The sequence below is a fragment of the Mesorhizobium sp. CA4 genome, from assembly GCF_020165075.1.
Classification (GTDB): domain Bacteria; phylum Pseudomonadota; class Alphaproteobacteria; order Rhizobiales; family Rhizobiaceae; genus Mesorhizobium.
In genome coordinates, this window is record NZ_JAIUHK010000038.1 from 18,903 (window position 1) to 35,602 (window position 16,700).

The following is a 16,700-nucleotide window of genomic DNA, read 5'->3' on the forward strand; positions in this document are numbered from 1 at the left end:
ACCTAAAAGGTTTAGAAAAAACCCTTGCGCTGCCACCAGCCGGCGCGCTTCGGCTTGTCTTCGGCCTTGGCCTCGTCGGACACGTTCGAAGACACAACGGGAACAACCGGTGCGTCGACTGACTGTGGCTTGCGCCGCGTCGGATGGGCGCTGGTGGCAAGCTCCGCCTCGGTGGCCGCGGGAGCAGCAGCCGTCGGCTCCGGCTCGGGCTCGACAGCCACGCGCGCGACCTGGGCCTCGGCCACAGGCTCCGACACCGTCTCCGTCACCGTTTCCTCGGCTTCCTTCTTGGCTCTGGAACGGCGCGGCTTCTTCGGTTTTGCAGCCGCCTCGGCGTCGTCATTGGCTGCCGCAGGAGCGGCAGGCTCGGGCGCGGCTGCCACGACCGGCTCGCCGGCGGCTTCCTCACCCTCCGCCGCTCCGTCCTCGGTGTCGCCGACAGTCTCGCCGGCAACCGCCTCCGCAGCCTCGTCCTCGCGGCGATTGCGTTTGCCGCCGCGCTTGCCGCGCCGGCGCTTCTTGCCGGCGCCGTCATCGCTTGCCGCCGCCACGGCTTCGCCGCCAGCGGTCACTTCCTCGGCTGCCTCATCCGTTGCCGCATCGCCGGCGTCCTCCGGCGCCGGAGCGGCAATGGCTTCACCATTGTGCTCGCGATCGCGATCCCTGCCGCCGCGCCGCCGCCGGCGTTTGCGGCGCCTGCGGCCTTCGCCGTCCTCGGAGTGCTGCGGGTGCTGGCCCTGCTGCTGCGGGTGGCGGGGCTGTTCGGCCTTCGGCGAAACCTCTTCTTCCTCTTCCTCGACGACGATCTCGTCCTCGGGCTCTTCCGGCTCGACATAGGCCGGCAGGCTGCGCACCTCGACAAAGCCTTCCGGCTTTTCGGCAACGGCGCCGCGGAAGATCGCGTAGTGCTGGGTGCCGAGCGTCTCGTCAGCCTCGATCGTGATGGTCAGGCCGAAGCGGGTTTCGAGCTCCACCAGATTGGCGCGCTTGTGGTTGAGCACGTAGAGCGCGGTCGCGGCCGGCGTGCGCACGATGATGTGGCTGCGCGAATCCTTGAGCAGGAATTCCTCGATCGCCCGCACCACCATCAGCGCCACGGAGGAATCGGAGCGCACATGACCGGTGCCGCCGCAATGCGGGCAGGGCTTCATGGTTGATTCCAGCACGCTGGCTCGAATGCGCTGGCGCGACATTTCCATCAGGCCGAAATGCGAGATGCGGCCGACCTGGATGCGCGCGCGGTCGTTCTTGAGGTGATCCTTCAGCCGCTTCTCGACGGAGCGGTTGTTGCGGTTCTCCTCCATGTCGATGAAGTCGATGACGATGAGGCCGGCAAGGTCGCGCAGTCTGAGCTGGCGTGCGACTTCCTCGGCTGCTTCCAGATTGGTGTGGAGCGCGGTCTCCTCGATCGAATGCTCCTTGGTGGAGCGGCCGGAGTTGACGTCGATCGAAACCAGCGCCTCGGTCTGGTTGATGATGATGTAGCCGCCGCTCTTCAACGTCACCTGCGGCTGAAGCATGCGGTCGAGCTGCGCCTCGATGCCGTTGCGCACGAAGATCGGCGTGGTGTCGCGGTAAGGCTGAACCACCTTGGCGTGGCTCGGCATCAGCATGCGCATGAAGTCCTTGGCCTCGCGATAGCCGTCCTCGCCGGAGACCAGGATCTCGTCGATATCCTTGTTATAAAGGTCGCGCACTGAGCGCTTGATCAGGCTGCCTTCCTCATAGACCAGGGCCGGGGCCGTGGATTGCAGCGTGAGGTTGCGGACATTCTCCCAGAGCCGCATCAGATATTCGTAGTCGCGCTTGATCTCGGCCTTGGTGCGGCTTTCGCCGGCGGTGCGCAGGATGACGCCCATGCCTTGCGGCACTTCGAGGTCGGCCACGACCTCCTTCAGGCGCTTGCGGTCCTGCGCGTTGGTGATCTTGCGCGAGATGCCGCCGCCGCGCGCCGTATTCGGCATCAGCACCGAATAGCGGCCGGCAAGCGAGAGGTACGTGGTGAGCGCAGCGCCCTTGTTGCCGCGCTCTTCCTTGACCACCTGCACCAAAAGGATCTGGCGGCGCTTGATGACTTCCTGGATTTTGTACTGGCGACGCACCGGCTTGCGGCGGTTGCGGATCTCCTCGAGCGCGTCTTCTGCGCCGACCGATTCGACCTCGTGCTCGTCCGAATGCGAAGAAGACACCTCCTCCAGCATGCCGCGATCATTGTCGCTGGCAGCGGCTTCGCCGCTTTGCTCGGGCTGATCCGTCTGCCGGACCGCTTCGGAGATCACGTCGGCGTCGACGCTCGCGGCAATCGAGGTGGAGCCGCCTTCGGACGGCTCGCCGTCCTCGTCATCGGCGGCACCGTCCGCCGCTAGGGCGTCGCCACCGGTCCTGGCGGCAGGTTCTTCAGACGCGGCCTCGACCGCCTCGGAGGCTGTTTCGGCATTTTCAGCCTGGGCGTCGGCGGTCTCGCCGCCGACATCCTCGCTTCCGGCAACCTCGGCAGCGGTGTCGTGAGCCTCTACGGTTTCCTGGTTCTCCGGGGAAGCCGCGATTTCAGCATCGTGCTTGTGCTCGCCGCGGTCGCGGTTCTTGCCGCCGCGGCGCCTGTTGCGGCGGCCGCCGCGATCGCGCGCCTGCTCTTCGCCGCTCTCGGCTTCCTCGTCGTCTTCGTCCTCGGCTTCCTGCGCTTCGGCGCGCAGCAGAGCCTGACGGTCGGCGACCGGGATCTGGTAATAATCGGGATGAATTTCACTGAAGGCGAGAAAACCGTGACGGTTGCCGCCATACTCGACAAAGGCTGCCTGGAGGGAAGGTTCGACCCGGGTTACGCGGGCGAGATAGATGTTTCCTTTGAGCTGCTTCTTGTCCTGGGATTCAAAGTCGAATTCTTCGATGCGGTTACCGCGAACGACGACAACGCGTGTTTCCTCCGGGTGGGAGGCGTCTATCAGCATCTTGTTGGGCATTATTTTGTTTCCTGCCGGCAGCCGACGGCCGCAGCCGGCGTGGCAATGCCCGCCGCTGTGCGCCTGTATCTGTGTGCATGCCGGATAATTGAATGTCCGCTAGCCGCCGCTTGAGCGCGATGGCGGTGCCGCCCGCAGCCACTATGGCGCGGTTCGATGCGGACCTTTCCATGATTGCGCTTGAAGCCATCGGCACCAGCAGAACCTTTTGAACCAAAGCCCGGGCTCAGCCGGACCAGCTTGTTTGCTCACGAAGAGCCGGCGCGGGGCAAACCCGGCCGTTTTCCTCACGCAAGCGATTCCCCCGCCACGGGAGCACGCCTGCGAAAATCGTCGCGACCACCTGAGCCTGGAAGATAACGGAGCCGCCTTTGCATCCGACCTTTGGCAGGAAACTGCTGAGGCGAGCGGTTCCAGGATTGCAGTGATCCAATGTCGCTTTTATGATTTGGCGGGATGGAAGGCAACCCCGATTTCGGATGCCGGCAAAAAGCGCTTCCGCAGGGGAAGGTGCCTTCCATCGCGTCCGTGAAAGGCTTGGTTAACCTTCTCTGAATACCAATCGTTAATTGAATTGGTGGCCTGACAGGCACTCTGCGGGATTGCTGGGCGCAATGCGTCGAACCGGGAGCGACGGATAAGAGATGGGACCGGCGGGTACCGCGGACAAGAGGGGTAGGGTCGCCGGGGGTTTCCTGCGCCTGGTCTGGACTGCCTTGCTGTTGACCGTCCTGTCCTGTTTCGCCGCCGCGCACGCCGACACCCTGCTTGACGCGACCGGCTACAAGATGGCCGGCGACGCCACAAAGATGCGCATCGTCGTGAATTTCGACCGCGAGCCGGACGTCAAATGGTTCCTGCTGCGCGGCCCCAATCGCCTGGTCATCGACCTGCCGCGCACACGATTCGCCCTCGACGCCAAGGATGTGAAGCCGCGCGGGCTTGTGCGGGCCGTCCGCTACGGCGATCAGGGACACGGTTCGCGCCTGATCCTCACCGGCAAGGGACCTTTCGCCGTCGACGAGCTCGACGTGCTCAAGGATGACGATGGCAGCGGCTATCGCATCGCCGTCGACATGTCGGCCGCCTCCGAACGGGAGTTCGACGCGGCTCTCGCCAACCAGTCGCTGACAACCGGTTCGACGGTTTCCACCGAAAAGGGCGAGCGGGTCGGCACCGGACCGATATCTGCGCCCGGCCATCGCTTCACGGTGGTTATCGATCCGGGCCATGGCGGCGTCGATGGTGGCGCAGAAAGCTCGGCCGGCACGGTCGAGAAGGACGTCACGCTCGCCTTCGCCAAGGAACTACGCGACAAACTGGCCGCGGTCGGCAAATACGATGTCTACATGACACGCGACAACGACTTGTACCTGGCGCTGGACGAACGCGTGCGCATCGCGCGCCAGCACGAGGCCGATCTTTTGATCTCCATCCATGCCGACACGATTGCCGTCAAAGGGCTCCGCGGCGCCACGGTCTACACGCTCTCGGACAAGGCCTCCGATCCGGAGGCCCAGGCGCTCGCCGATCGCGAGAATCTCTCCGACCAGTTCGCCGGAATGAAAATCGAGGACGACAACAAGGAAGTCACCGACATCCTGATCGACCTGATCCGCCGCGAAACCCATAATTTCTCGATGAGCTTCGCTCACACGCTGGTCGGTCAGTTGTCGACCAGCGTCGGCCTCATCAACAATCCGCAGCGCTCGGCCGGCTTCAGGGTGCTCAAGGCTCCCGACGTGCCGTCCGTCCTGGTCGAGCTCGGTTATCTTTCCAACGTCAAGGACGAGGCGCAGCTGCTCAACGCCGACTGGCGCGGCAAGGCGGCTCAAAGCATAACCAACGCGGTCGCCCTCTTTGCCGCGGCCAAGGCCGGTACCGCGACGGGCGGCTGACCCGCCGCACCTGCCCGCAACCGCCGGAGGTCTGCAACCACAAGCAGCGTTGCATGACGACAACACCGGGCGTTATTATTCGGCAACCGAGTCCTCAAATTTCGCGCTGCCGTATTTTGTCCACATGGCCGCGACATGGGTTTTTCGATTGCGGATTGGGACCGCCCCGGGAAGCTTGCGCGACTGTCGGCTTCGTTTAGGAAATTCCCGAACCTCGGACTGGAGCGGGCATGATTCGTCTCATCGGCTATTTCTTCGGCATCGGCACGACGCTGGCGCTGCTGGTGGCGGCCGGCCTTGCCATCTATATCAGCCATCTGACGAAGGACCTGCCGGACTACGAGGTTTTGGCCAAATACGAACCGCCGGTGACGACGCGCATTCACGCCTCCGACGGTTCGCTGATGGCCGAATATGCGCGCGAACGGCGTCTCTATCTGCCGATCCAGGCCATCCCTGACCGCGTCAAGGCCGCCTTCATGTCGGCCGAGGACAAGAACTTTTACAACCACCCCGGCATCGACATCACCGGCCTCGGCCGCGCGATTGTCGTCAACTTGCAGAACTTCGGCTCAGGCAGGCGCCAGGTCGGCGCCTCGACGATCACCCAGCAGGTGGCGAAGAACTTCCTTCTCACCTCTGACCAGACCTATGAGCGTAAGATCAAGGAGATGATCCTAGCCTTCCGCATCGAGCAGGCCTATTCGAAGGACCGCATCCTCGAGCTCTACCTCAACGAAATCTTCTTCGGCTTCGGCGCCTACGGCGTCGCGGGTGCTGCGCTCACCTATTTCGACAAGTCGGTCAACGAGTTGACGGTCGCGGAAGCCGCCTATCTCGCCTCGTTGCCGAAGGGCCCGAACAACTATCACCCCTTCAAGCACGCCGATCGCGCGCTCGAGCGCCGAAACTGGGTCATCGACCAGATGGTCGAGAACGGCTACGTCACCCGCGAGGAGGGCGACAAGGCCAAGGCCGAACCGCTCGGCGTGACGCCGCGCCGCAACGGCTCATACCTATTCGCCGGCGAGTACTTCACCGAGGAGGTCCGCCGCCAGATCATCGCGCGCTACGGCGAGAACGCGCTCTACGAGGGCGGCCTGTCGGTGCGCACCACGCTCGATCCGAAGGTCCAGCTTATCGCGCGCAAGGCGATGCAGAACGGCCTGCTCAAATACGACATGCTGCGCGGCTATCGCGGTCCTGTGACGCATATCGACATCTCCGGCGACTGGGGCGTGCCGCTCGGCAATGTGAAGGGTCTCGAGGACGTGCCGGAATGGACGCTGGCCGTCGTGCTCGACAGTTCGGCGACTGGTCTCGCCATCGGCCTTCAGCCGGCGCGACAGGTTTCCGGCGACCTCGTCAAGGACCGTGTCCAGGGTACCGTCAGCAAGGAAGACATGGGTTTCGCCATGCGGCACTTCGTCAACGGCAAGTCCGTCAGGGCGAAGTCCCCGGCGGAGGTGCTGGAGCCCGGCGACGTGATCTACGTGCAGAAGAACGAAGGCTCCGACAACACCTACATGCTGCGCCAGGTGCCGGAGGTGGAGGGCGGCCTCGTCGCCATGGATCCGCATACCGGCCGCGTGCTCGCCATGGTCGGCGGCTTCTCCTACGCGCAGTCCGAGTTCAACCGCGCAACCCAGGCGATGCGCCAGCCCGGCTCGTCGTTCAAGCCGATCGTCTATTCGGCGGCGCTCGACAATGGCTACACCCCCGCCTCGGTGATCATGGACGGCCCCATCACCATCCAGAGCGGCAACACCACCTGGACGCCGAAGAATTATGACGGCACGGTCGCGGGCCCGGCCACCTTGCGCTCCGGCATCGAGAAATCGCGCAACCTGATGACCGTGCGGCTTGCCAACGACATGGGCATGAAGCTGGTCGTGGAATATGCCGAGCGCTTCGGCGTCTACGATCATCTGGCGCCCTATCTGCCGATGGCGCTGGGCTCCGGCGAGACGACCGTCATGCGCATGGTGTCGGCCTATTCGATCATGGCCAATGGCGGCAAATCGATCAAACCCTCGCTCATCGACCGCATCCAGGACCGTTACGGCAAGACGGTGTTCAAGCAGGACGAGCGCGGCTGCGAAGGCTGTAACGCCACCGAATGGAAGGACCAGCCCGAGCCTGAGCTGGTCGATAATTCCGAGCAGGTGCTCGACCCGATGACCGCCTACCAGATCACCTCGATGATGGAAGGCGTGGTGCAGCGCGGCACCGGCGCCACCATCGGTGAACTGGGCCGCCACATCGCCGGCAAGACCGGCACGACCAATGACGAGAAGGACGCCTGGTTCATCGGCTACACGCCCAACCTCGTCGTCGGCCTTTATATGGGCTACGACACGCCGCGCGGCCTCGGCCATGGCGCCACCGGCGGTGGTCTCGCTGCGCCGATCTTCAAGGACTTCATGCGCGTCGCGCTCGACGGCAAGCCGAACACCGACTTCCAGGTCCCGGACGGCATGAAGCTGATCGCCATCAACCGCAAGACCGGCATGCGCGCCGCCGAAGGCGATCCCAACACCATCGTCGAGGCATTCAAGCCCGGAACCGGACCGGCCGACAGCTACTGGGTGATCGGCATGGGTGCCGACGGTTCGAACGGCTCGGGCGGAGCGCTGTCGCCCCAGGCCAACCAGGCCATCCAGGATGGCGGCGGCGGCCTCTACTGACCTCGCGCATTTCTGAAATGGGCCGGCGAGAAACCGCCGGCCATTTCGCTTTACAGGCGGCGATGCCGTGCCTATGTATCGCGCCTATTCCGAAAAGACCGAAAAGAACAGGACCGAACGAAACGCCATGCGCGCGGAAACGCAAAACATTGTCGACGAGATCAGGCAGGCGATAACCCTGCTGAGGAGGCATCTTTGACTGGGATCAGGCTGTAAAGCGGCTTGATTACCTGAATTCGCGTGCCGAGGATTCCAGCCTCTGGAACGATCCGACCGAAGCGCAGAAGCTGATGCGGGAGCGCCAGGAACTCGAGGACGGTATCGCTGCCGTCAAGGGAATGACACAGGCGCTGGAAGACAATATCGGCCTGATCGAGCTCGGCGAGGAAGAGGGCGATGAGAGTATCATCGCCGAGGCGGAGGCAGCCCTGCGTTCGATGCAGGGCGAGGCCAAGGCTCGCCAGGTCGAGACGCTGCTCTCCGGCGAAGCCGACGCCAACGACACCTACCTCGAAATCCATGCCGGTGCCGGCGGCACCGAGAGCCAGGACTGGGCCTCGATGCTCCTGCGCATGTACACACGCTGGGCCGAGCGCCGCCGTTTCAAGGTCGAGGTGCTGGAAGTCCATGACGGCGAAGAGGCGGGCATCAAGTCCGCCACGGTGCTGATCAAGGGCCACAACGCCTATGGCTGGCTGAAGACGGAGTCCGGCGTCCATCGCCTGGTGCGCATTTCGCCTTACGACAGCAACGCGCGGCGCCATACATCCTTCGCCAGCGTCTGGGTCTATCCGGTCATCGATGACTCGATCGAGATCAATGTTTCCGAATCCGATGTGCGTATCGACACCTATCGTTCCTCGGGTTCGGGCGGCCAGCACGTCAACACCACCGATTCGGCGGTGCGCATCACCCATCTGGCGACCGGTATCGCGGTCGCCTGTCAGGCCGAGCGCTCGCAGCACAAGAACCGCGCCAAGGCCTGGGAAATGCTGCGCTCGCGCCTCTACGAGGAGGAGCTGAAGAAGCGCGAGGCGGTCGCCAACGCCACGGAAGCGTCGAAGAGCGACATCGGCTGGGGCCACCAGATCCGCTCTTACGTGCTGCAGCCCTATCAGCTCGTGAAGGACCTGCGCACGGGCGTCGAAAGCACCTCGCCGTCGAGCGTGCTCGATGGCGACCTCGACGAGTTCATGGAAGCCTCGCTCTCGCATCGCATCGAGGGCGGTGCCGGCGAAGCGGTGGCGGACCTCGACTAGCATTCCCGGCGCTGCACGACGGAGGAAGCCGATGACGCGCAAACTTACCGGGAAATGCTTCTGCGGCGCAGTCCACTATGAAGTGGCGGACGAATTCGTTTACGCTGCCAATTGCCACTGCTCCAACTGCCGGCGCACGACCGGGTCGGCGTTCAAACCCTTCGCCGGCATCGAGCGCGGCAAGTTCCGTCTCACCGCCGGCGACGACAGGCTACTGATCTTCGGCGACGAGAGCGGCTATGACGCCCATTGCGGCCGATGTGGCTCGCTCCTCTATTCATTGATGCGTGATGGCGCCTACGTTCATGTCGCCATGGGAACGTTGATCGACGATCCAGGCATTCGCCCGAGCGCACATATCTTCGTCGGTTCAAAGGCGCCGTGGTTCACGATTACAGACGATCTGCCGCAATATCGTGAACATGCCGACGGCTGAAGGCCGGAACCTCCGTCAGCGGAACTTCGTTCTTAGGCACCCTGGGCGCAGGCCTGTCGTCTGGTTCTCGCCAGTCAAGTCTGCGCACCTTTCTGTCGCCGAAGCTTGAAGCCCGGCGCGCCGCGGGGGCGCGTCCATTTCTTGCGCCGGCTATGGAATCAGCTCAGCATTCGGGCTGTGGGATAGAAGCATTTATGGCCGGACGCGGCATAACTGCGACTGACGATCCGGCCACTGGGAAGAACACGTTCCGGGAACGGGCAAGCGAAAACGCTTGATGCTCGAAAGGAACGTTTCGATGTCTGCTGCCATATCAAGATCGGCCAAAGCCGTTCGACCGGCCGGCCGACTTTTATTCTCCCTCTTCGCTGTTGGAGCCATCTCGGTGCTGGCGCCGCCGGCCATCGCGCACGACGCCCAACCCACGGCGGCCATGCCGCAAGGCTGGAAATACCCATTTGCCTGCTGCGCCAATTTCGACTGCAAGGAGGTGCCGCAGTCGTCCATCAGCGAGCGGCCTGAAGGCTATGTCATAAAGGGCACAGGCGAGGTGGTGGCCTATAGCGACAAGCGGATCAAGAATTCGCCCGACGGCGAGTACCACTGGTGCGCGCACCAGGCCGGACTCGACGCCGGCAAGACCATCTGCCTGTTCGTGCCGCCGCCCTCTTACTAGAGCAATTCCAGGAAAGTGTGAGCGGTTAAGTTCGGCGCCTTCGCCGTAACCTCCCCTCCGGAATTGCGTAAAAGAGATAGGGCGTTTCGCCGTTTCCGTGAAACGGTGGAACGCTCTAGCCTTCGCGAGCTAATGCGAGCGCGAGAAAGCTTCGAGCGCCGGCATGTTTGCCGAAGCTGCCGACAGACAGTTGTCAGGACCGCTTCTTTATGTTGCCCTGCTGCCAGGGGAATCCGGCTTGGCGGCGGACAACGGGAGAGGTGAGTTCATGACCATCAGGGGAAGCTGCCACTGCAAGGCGACAACCTTCGAGGTTACCAACGCGCCGCAGACGGTGACGCAATGCACATGCTCGTTCTGCGCGAAGCGCGGGTCGCTATGGGCCTATTATGTGCCCTCGCAATTCAAGCTCACAAGTCCGCCGGAGAACGTCTCCTTCTATCGCTGGGGCTCGAAGACCGTGAAGCATGGTTTCTGCGCCATTTGCGGTTGCGGCACCTTCACCGAAACGCCTGACTGGTCGACCGGGAAGCCTGATTTCGACAATCCGAAGATCAGCGTCAACTCGCGCCTGTTCGACGATTTCGACCTGGACAAAGTCGAGGTGGTGGTCATCGACGGCAAGAACTTGTGGTAGAGGCGACGCGGGAACGGCGACCGGGCTTTGCGGCCGCATTGCCGTTCCGTTTTTCGCCGCATTTCATGTTACAAGGCTGCGGAAGGGCTGATTTGGCGTGGCCGCAACGGCCGCGAATTGGAGAGGGACCAATCTTATGAAGAAGACCGTGCTCGTCGTCGTGGCGACGGCTGTGCTGGTGAGCGCCTGCACCACCACCGATCCGTATACCGGCGACCAGAAGATTTCCAACACGGCGGCCGGTGCCGGCCTTGGCGCGCTGGCAGGCGCCAGCCTTGGTCTGCTCGCCGGCGGCAATGACCGCCGCAACGCCCTGATCGGCGCCGGCATCGGCGCTCTCGCCGGCGGCGCTATCGGCGCGACCATGGACCAGAACGAGGCCGAGCTCCGCCGTCAGTTGCAAGGCACCGGCGTCAGCGTCACCCGCAGCGGCGACCAGATCATCCTCAACATGCCGTCCGACATCACCTTCAATGTCGACCAGGACGCGGTGAAGCCGGGCTTCTATCCGGTGCTGAATTCGGTCGCGCTGGTGCTGAAGAAGTTCCGGCAGACCACGGTGGACGTCTTCGGCCATACCGATTCGACCGGCAGCGATCAGCACAATTTCGACCTGTCGCAGCGGCGCGCGCTTGCCGTCGCCAATTATCTCGCCGGCCAGGGCGTCGATCAGCGCCGCTTCGCCGTCACCGGATTCGGCAAGACGCGGCCGATCGCTTCCAATGCGACGGCCCAGGGCCGCGAACAGAACCGGCGCGTCGAAATCCAGCTGTCGCCGCTTACCTGAGAGAAAACTGCGCCCGGCGGCACGCCTATCAAAACAGATCGGCCCCGCACGGGGCCGTTTTCGTTCGGCGAGTCCAAAGACAAATCGGCCGAAGACATAAGCTTATTCTAATTTTCTAATTCATGCTTTTCCAGAACCAGGGAAGGGACTACCATCCTGCTGTTCCAGAGGGGATGGGGCGGTCAACCGGCCGCGCAATCAGCATCTGCCGCCCCGGTCTTGCACGGCCAGATCAAGGAATCTGGGAGGAATGCATGATAAGAACAGCTCGCCTCGGGCGCTGCGGCGTCCTCGCTTTGAGTGGTCTTTTGGGCGCATGGCTTGGAGCCGCCCCGGCGCAGGCCGAGGACGCGAACAAGGCCGATATCGAGGCCCTGAAGAAATCGCTCGCCAAATATGAGGACTACACCGCCGCGGTGCGGGATCTCTATTTGTCGACTGTCGGCTGCGTCCATTACGCTGGCGAGAAGATTGACGGCACGATGTATTATCCGAAGGGCGCCATGGGCATCCATTTCGTCAACGTCCCGAGCGTCGGCAAGCCGCTCGACCCGATGAAGCCCAATGTCCTGATCTACGAGCCGACCAAGAAAGGTTTGAAGCTGGTCGGCGTGGAATGGCTGGTGCCGCTGACGCCGGACACCAAGGAGGTGCCGACGCTGTTCGGCCAGAAATTCATGGGACCGATGGAAGGGCACTATCCGCTCATTCCGAGGGAGTTCGTCCACTACGACCTGCATGCCTGGCTGTTCAGGGACAATCCGAACGGCATGTTCAGCCCGACGAACCCGAACGTGAAATGCACCAAGGCCGATTTTCCGATGCTGGAAAAGCCGACCAAGATGATGCCGGGACCGATGTAGGGCAGGGCCTGCGAAGGACAGCAAAAGAAACGGCCCCGCTCGGGGGCCGTTTTCATGTCTGACCGGGCTGGAGCTCAGACTTTCGCGACGATCCGCATGAAGGCCGGCACGTCGTCGCCGAAGCCGACGGTTGCGTCGTCTTCCTCCTGACGGTGACGGCCGGGCCGGTCGCGCTGCGGCCGGGTGTCGGCGCGCTGCTCGTGCCGGTTGCCCGAGCCCTTGCGGTCGTTCTCGGAACGGATAGCGTCCTTGCGGGCGCGGCGTTCGGCAATGTCTGCCACTTCGGCGACAGGCTGCTCCTCGCGCGCGACATCGGGCGCCTCCTCGCGCTTGGTGTGACGCGGCTTCTTGGGCTCGCCCCGGTCCTTGCGGCCCTCGTCCTTGCGGCCGGCCCTACGCGGCGCGCCGCGGCCACGACGCGGCTGCTCCTCGCCCTCGCTTTCGGTCACGGTCGACAAGTCGCCGTCATGCCATTCGATCTTCGTGCCGATAAGCCTCTCGATGGCATCGACATATTTGGTGTCCGAGCGGGTGGCGATGGTGAAGGATTTGCCGGAACGTCCGGCCCGGCCGGTGCGGCCGATGCGGTGGACATAGTCCTCGGCATGGATCGGCACGTCGTAGTTGAAGACGTGGCTGACGTCGGGAATGTCGAGACCGCGCGCGGCGACATCGGAGGCAACGAGGTAGCGCAGCTTGCCGTCGCGGAAATTGGCAAGCATCTGCATGCGGGCGCGCTGGTCCATGTCGCCATGCAGGGCGCCTGCGTCGAAATCATGTTTCAGCAGCGAGCGGAAGAGTTCCGACACCTCGACCTTGCGGTTGCAGAAGATGATGGCGTTCTTCAGGTCGGCGTCTTCGGCCTTGATCAGGTTGCGCAGCGTCTCCCGCTTCTCCCACGGCTTCGTGCCGGACTTCACCAGCCGCTGGACGATGTTGGTCGCAGCCGACGCCGCCTTGGAGACTTCGACGCGCACCGGCGCGTGCAGGAATTTTTCGGTGAGCTTCGTGATCTCTGGCGGCATGGTCGCCGAAAAGAACAGCGTCTGGCGCGTGAACGGGATCATCTCGCAGATGCGCTCGATATCGGGAATGAAACCCATGTCGAGCATGCGGTCGGCTTCGTCGATGACGAGGATTTCGACGCCGTTGAGCAAGAGCTTGCCGCGCTCGCGGTGGTCGAGCAGGCGGCCGGGCGTGGCGATCAGCACATCGGCGCCGCGCTCGAGCTTCTTGTCCTGCTCGTCGAAGGAGACGCCGCCGATCAGAAGCGCGATGTTGAGCTTGTGGTTCTTGCCGTATTTGACGAAGTTCTCCTCGACCTGAGCGGCGAGCTCGCGCGTTGGTTCGAGGATCAGCGTGCGCGGCATGCGGGCACGGGCGCGGCCCTTTTCCAGGCGCGTCAGCATCGGCAGCACGAAGGAAGCGGTCTTGCCGGTGCCGGTCTGGGCGATGCCCAGCACGTCCTTGCCGAGCAGAGCGTGCGGGATGGCGCCGGCCTGGATTGGAGTCGGCTCGGTGTAGCCGGCATCAGTGACTGCGGAGAGGACCTTGGGCGAAAGGCCAAGGTCTGTGAACGTCAACGCTTCTTGAGCGATCGTGGTGTCTGATGACAAGTGTTTGATGTCTTTGGCTGGTTCGGGAAATCGCAACGGTGTCCGTCACGGCAGGCGCCACGCGCCTGCAAGATTGGCCTGCAGTTAGGCGCAAGTCCGCGATTTGTCAACAGAAACAGCCGGGAATCCGGTAATTGTGAAGTCGTAACCTTAATTGCGATGCTTAAAGCGCGTTGCATCGAAACGGATTGAGGCTACGTGCTTTGAATCTTTGCTTGATGCATGTCGTGCTCCCAAACCGCTGCGCACTTTTGGCGACATGCTTTGATCGAACCAATATCGTTGCGCCGGCTCAGTAGCGGAACTGCTCGGCCAGGATGCGTTCGTTCCAGGAATGGTTCGGATCGAACAGCAAAGTTGCCGTCGCCGTCGGGGATTCCCGGACGGTGACGGAAGCCACGGCCTTGACCTCGGTGTGGTCGGCGGCGGCGTTCACCGGGCGCTTTTCGGCTTCCAGTATATCGAAGCGCACCGTCGCCTTGTTGGACAGCAGCGCGCCGCGCCAGCGGCGCGGCCGGAAGGGACTGACCGGCGTCAACGCCAGCAGCGGCGCATCGAGCGGCAGGATCGGCCCATGCGCGGACAGATTGTAGGCGGTGGAGCCGGCGGGCGTCGCAATCATCACGCCGTCGCAGTTCAACTCCTCCAGCCGCACCTGGCCGTCGACGGTGATGCGGATCTTCGCGGTCTGGTAGGACTGACGCCACAGCGCCACTTCGTTGATCGCAGGCGCCGAAACGGACTCGCCGTCATGGGTTACAGCGATCATTTCGAGCGGGCGTATCGTCTCGGCAACGGCGTTGGCGATGCGTTCCTCGAGCCCGCCGGCGCGATATTCGTTCATCAGGAAGCCGATGGTGCCCCGGTTCATGCCGTAGACCTTCTTGCCCGTGCTCATCGTCTCGCGCAGCGTCTGCAGAAGAAAGCCGTCGCCGCCGAGCGCAATGATGATCTCGGCCTCGGCGACAGGCACCTGCCCATAGCGCGCCGACAGACTTTCCAGGGCGGCGCGGGCGTCGTCGGTGTCGGAAGAGACGAAGGCGAAACGGCTGGCGGCTTTGCTCATGGCTCCCGGAGGGCGACCATCTGCGGGGCCGCGCCGGCGACGGCGTAGCATGCGCCGCCCACATCTGTGAAGGGTGCTGCGCCGGCCGGCGGGTCACACCCGACAATCGCGCTTCGTGACAGGCGCGACATGAATGTGATGGCCGCTATGGTTAAGACGCGGCTTAAACACTCGTAAAGCCGGATCGATCATGTTAGCCGACAGTGGATGGGTTGGCGGGGGCTGGCCAGTCGAGAGACCTGTCTATTGCCGGTAACGCGTCTGATCATAGTCTTCCTGATGATGGGAAGTTTCGCGCTGATGTTCGCTGAACTCGTGCGTCATTCGGAAGAGATGAGTCAGCGGCCGCAGCCGACGACTTCCCGCTGCGGCGACGCGACGGGAACGCCTTGCCCGCAAAGGGCGCTTTAAAGCGATTCCGGGAAACGTGCGAAGCGGTGTCCGTCCGCGGTTGCATCAGCACAAAGGTACGAGCGGTTTGCCGTTCCCATGAGGCGCTTTGGTCTGCGCGGGAATGGCATTCGCCAGATATGCGGCGTGAACGGCCCGCGGTCGCGATGACCGCGGCATCTTTCGTGAAATCGCGTGGGACGTCTCCAGCTGGTTGGGTTCCGCATGCATTTGCGAGATCGGCGGGGTAGCGAAAACGCGCTCGCTAGATTGCTTAGCAATTCGCCAGGCTCTATGTGTCTTTCGATTCAACTCCGGGGCGAGTGCGCTCCGAAAACAAAATCGGCGTGATGATGCATGGAACAAGTCGTAAGGATCGTCGCGCGGTGTTGGTCGCCGGAGGCAGTGGCTTCATAGGCTCGCATCTGGCCGATCGTCTCTTGCAGCGCACGGATCTCGACTGCCTTGTTGTGGTCGACAACTTATGGACCGGCTCGCGCCAGAACCTTGCGCACGTTAACGATCCGCGATTGAGCATCGAGATCGAGGATGCGGAGGTCTTCGCTACCTCGCAACGGTTCGACGAGATTATTCACCTGGCATCGCCCGCTTCACCATGCTGGTATATGAGTGATCCGGCTCGCACCATTCGCGCCAATGTCGGCGGTGCTTTCAACCTCCTGGGTTTGCTCAAGCCTGGCGGCCGCTTCTGCTTTTCATCCACCTCGGAGGTATATGGAGATCCGCAGATCTCCCCACAGCCAGAGAGTTACCGAGGTTCAGTGGATTGCACGGGCCCCAGGTCCTCCTATGACGAAAGCAAGCGCTGCACGGAAGCGCTGTTGTTCGAGACCCAACGCACGCAAGGTCTCGACGTGAGAGTGGTGCGGCTCTTCAACGTATATGGACCCCGCACGCGTATAGATGACGGGCGTGCGATTTCGAACTTCATAAGCCAGGCGCTGACGACTGGAATACTGACAGTCTATGGTGATGGCCTGCAATCGCGCAGCTGGGGTTATGTCGATGACATCGTCGACGGATTGGAGCGTTTCTTCTGGCGCGACAACATTTCACATCGTGGCCCGCTCAATATCGGCAACAATTGCGAGGTTTCGGTCCTGGATATCGCGAAGTTCGTCTGCTCCCTGGTTCCCGGCAGCTCGATCGTCCATCATGAACCGGTTCCTCAAGATCCGACAAATCGTTGCCCCGACTTGAGATTGGCCAAGCGTATTCTTCCAGGTTGGGAAGCCGTTACAGATTATCAGGACGGTATTCGACGGACATTTGAGTGGTTCCGGAGCCAGATTGCCACCCCTGCCGCGGCCCTAGCCTAGATCAGGATGACGTTTCGTTGAATCGCCATCCTGATCTAACTCTTTGTTGGAGCATGTCCGAAACCGGTTCCACTTTTCGGGATCA

At 62.8% G+C, this 16,700-nt stretch carries 12 protein-coding genes; 9 read left to right on the top strand and 3 right to left on the bottom strand.

The annotated features are described in order from the left end of the window. Window positions 1-11: 11 nt before the first annotated feature. Window positions 12-2,960 carry a ribonuclease E/G gene (locus tag LB528_RS25085; RefSeq protein WP_224716696.1) on the bottom strand — a complete coding sequence of 983 codons (2,949 nt, stop codon included), beginning with the start codon at window positions 2,958-2,960 and terminating at the stop codon, window positions 12-14. A gap of 644 nt (window positions 2,961-3,604) precedes the next feature. Between LB528_RS25085 and LB528_RS25090 the strand changes: the two genes are divergently transcribed. The 8 genes from LB528_RS25090 to LB528_RS25125 all read left to right on the top strand — a co-directional run bounded on the left by LB528_RS25090 (window position 3,605) and on the right by LB528_RS25125 (window position 12,203). Next, window positions 3,605-4,858, top strand: coding sequence for an N-acetylmuramoyl-L-alanine amidase (locus LB528_RS25090; protein WP_224509410.1), 1,254 nt, complete (start codon window positions 3,605-3,607; stop codon window positions 4,856-4,858). A 230-nt stretch (window positions 4,859-5,088) separates the two neighbouring features. Beyond that, entirely contained in the window at window positions 5,089-7,545 is a 2,457-nt protein-coding gene (locus tag LB528_RS25095; RefSeq protein ID WP_224716697.1) for a penicillin-binding protein 1A, read from the top strand. 127 nt (window positions 7,546-7,672) lie between these two features. Next, window positions 7,673-8,804, top strand: a protein-coding gene (prfB, locus tag LB528_RS25100) for a peptide chain release factor 2 (protein WP_224509415.1) whose coding sequence is annotated in 2 segments (ribosomal slippage) — window positions 7,673-7,738 and window positions 7,740-8,804 — 1,131 coding nt in all. Because the reading frame shifts where the segments join, the coding sequence is not laid out codon by codon here. 31 nt (window positions 8,805-8,835) lie between these two features. Next, window positions 8,836-9,240: a GFA family protein gene (locus LB528_RS25105; protein ID WP_224716698.1), complete on the top strand. Its 405-nt coding sequence runs from the start codon at window positions 8,836-8,838 to the stop codon at window positions 9,238-9,240. Window positions 9,241-9,538: 298 nt separating this feature from the next. Beyond that, window positions 9,539-9,916 (top strand): hypothetical protein, encoded by a 378-nt coding sequence (locus tag LB528_RS25110; RefSeq protein WP_224509421.1) that lies wholly within the window; start codon window positions 9,539-9,541, stop codon window positions 9,914-9,916. A 268-nt stretch (window positions 9,917-10,184) separates the two neighbouring features. Then, entirely contained in the window at window positions 10,185-10,553 is a 369-nt protein-coding gene (locus LB528_RS25115; RefSeq protein WP_224716699.1) for a GFA family protein, read from the top strand. A gap of 136 nt (window positions 10,554-10,689) precedes the next feature. Beyond that, on the top strand, window positions 10,690-11,340 hold the full coding sequence (locus LB528_RS25120) for an OmpA family protein (protein ID WP_112129995.1): 651 nt from the start codon (window positions 10,690-10,692) through the stop codon (window positions 11,338-11,340). A gap of 254 nt (window positions 11,341-11,594) precedes the next feature. Continuing rightward, window positions 11,595-12,203, top strand: a complete 609-nt coding sequence (locus LB528_RS25125; RefSeq protein ID WP_224716700.1) for a hypothetical protein — start codon at window positions 11,595-11,597, stop codon at window positions 12,201-12,203. A 74-nt stretch (window positions 12,204-12,277) separates the two neighbouring features. Here the strand turns inward: LB528_RS25125 and LB528_RS25130 are convergent, their stop codons facing one another. Then, window positions 12,278-13,819 (bottom strand): DEAD/DEAH box helicase, encoded by a 1,542-nt coding sequence (locus LB528_RS25130; protein WP_224716701.1) that lies wholly within the window; start codon window positions 13,817-13,819, stop codon window positions 12,278-12,280. Window positions 13,820-14,111: 292 nt separating this feature from the next. Next, window positions 14,112-14,885 (bottom strand): NAD kinase, encoded by a 774-nt coding sequence (locus LB528_RS25135; RefSeq protein ID WP_224716702.1) that lies wholly within the window; start codon window positions 14,883-14,885, stop codon window positions 14,112-14,114. Between the two features lie 743 nt (window positions 14,886-15,628). Here LB528_RS25135 and LB528_RS25140 point away from each other — a divergent pair. Continuing rightward, entirely contained in the window at window positions 15,629-16,615 is a 987-nt protein-coding gene (locus LB528_RS25140) for an NAD-dependent epimerase/dehydratase family protein (RefSeq protein WP_224716720.1), read from the top strand. Window positions 16,616-16,700: the final 85 nt, after the last annotated feature.

What these genes read in the sequence shown, in the direction of transcription:
- LB528_RS25140 (WP_224716720.1), top strand. Translation starts at nt 15,629, where the DNA reads ATGCATGGAACAAGTCGTAAGGATCGTCGCGCGGTGTTGGTCGCCGGA.
- LB528_RS25095 (WP_224716697.1), top strand. Translation starts at nt 5,089, where the DNA reads ATGATTCGTCTCATCGGCTATTTCTTCGGCATCGGCACGACGCTGGCG.
- LB528_RS25125 (WP_224716700.1), top strand. Translation starts at nt 11,595, where the DNA reads ATGATAAGAACAGCTCGCCTCGGGCGCTGCGGCGTCCTCGCTTTGAGT.
- LB528_RS25105 (WP_224716698.1), top strand. Translation starts at nt 8,836, where the DNA reads ATGACGCGCAAACTTACCGGGAAATGCTTCTGCGGCGCAGTCCACTAT.
- LB528_RS25115 (WP_224716699.1), top strand. Translation starts at nt 10,185, where the DNA reads ATGACCATCAGGGGAAGCTGCCACTGCAAGGCGACAACCTTCGAGGTT.
- LB528_RS25120 (WP_112129995.1), top strand. Translation starts at nt 10,690, where the DNA reads ATGAAGAAGACCGTGCTCGTCGTCGTGGCGACGGCTGTGCTGGTGAGC.
- LB528_RS25085 (WP_224716696.1), bottom strand. Translation starts at nt 2,960, where the DNA reads ATGCCCAACAAGATGCTGATAGACGCCTCCCACCCGGAGGAAACACGC.
- LB528_RS25110 (WP_224509421.1), top strand. Translation starts at nt 9,539, where the DNA reads ATGTCTGCTGCCATATCAAGATCGGCCAAAGCCGTTCGACCGGCCGGC.
- LB528_RS25090 (WP_224509410.1), top strand. Translation starts at nt 3,605, where the DNA reads ATGGGACCGGCGGGTACCGCGGACAAGAGGGGTAGGGTCGCCGGGGGT.
- LB528_RS25135 (WP_224716702.1), bottom strand. Translation starts at nt 14,885, where the DNA reads ATGAGCAAAGCCGCCAGCCGTTTCGCCTTCGTCTCTTCCGACACCGAC.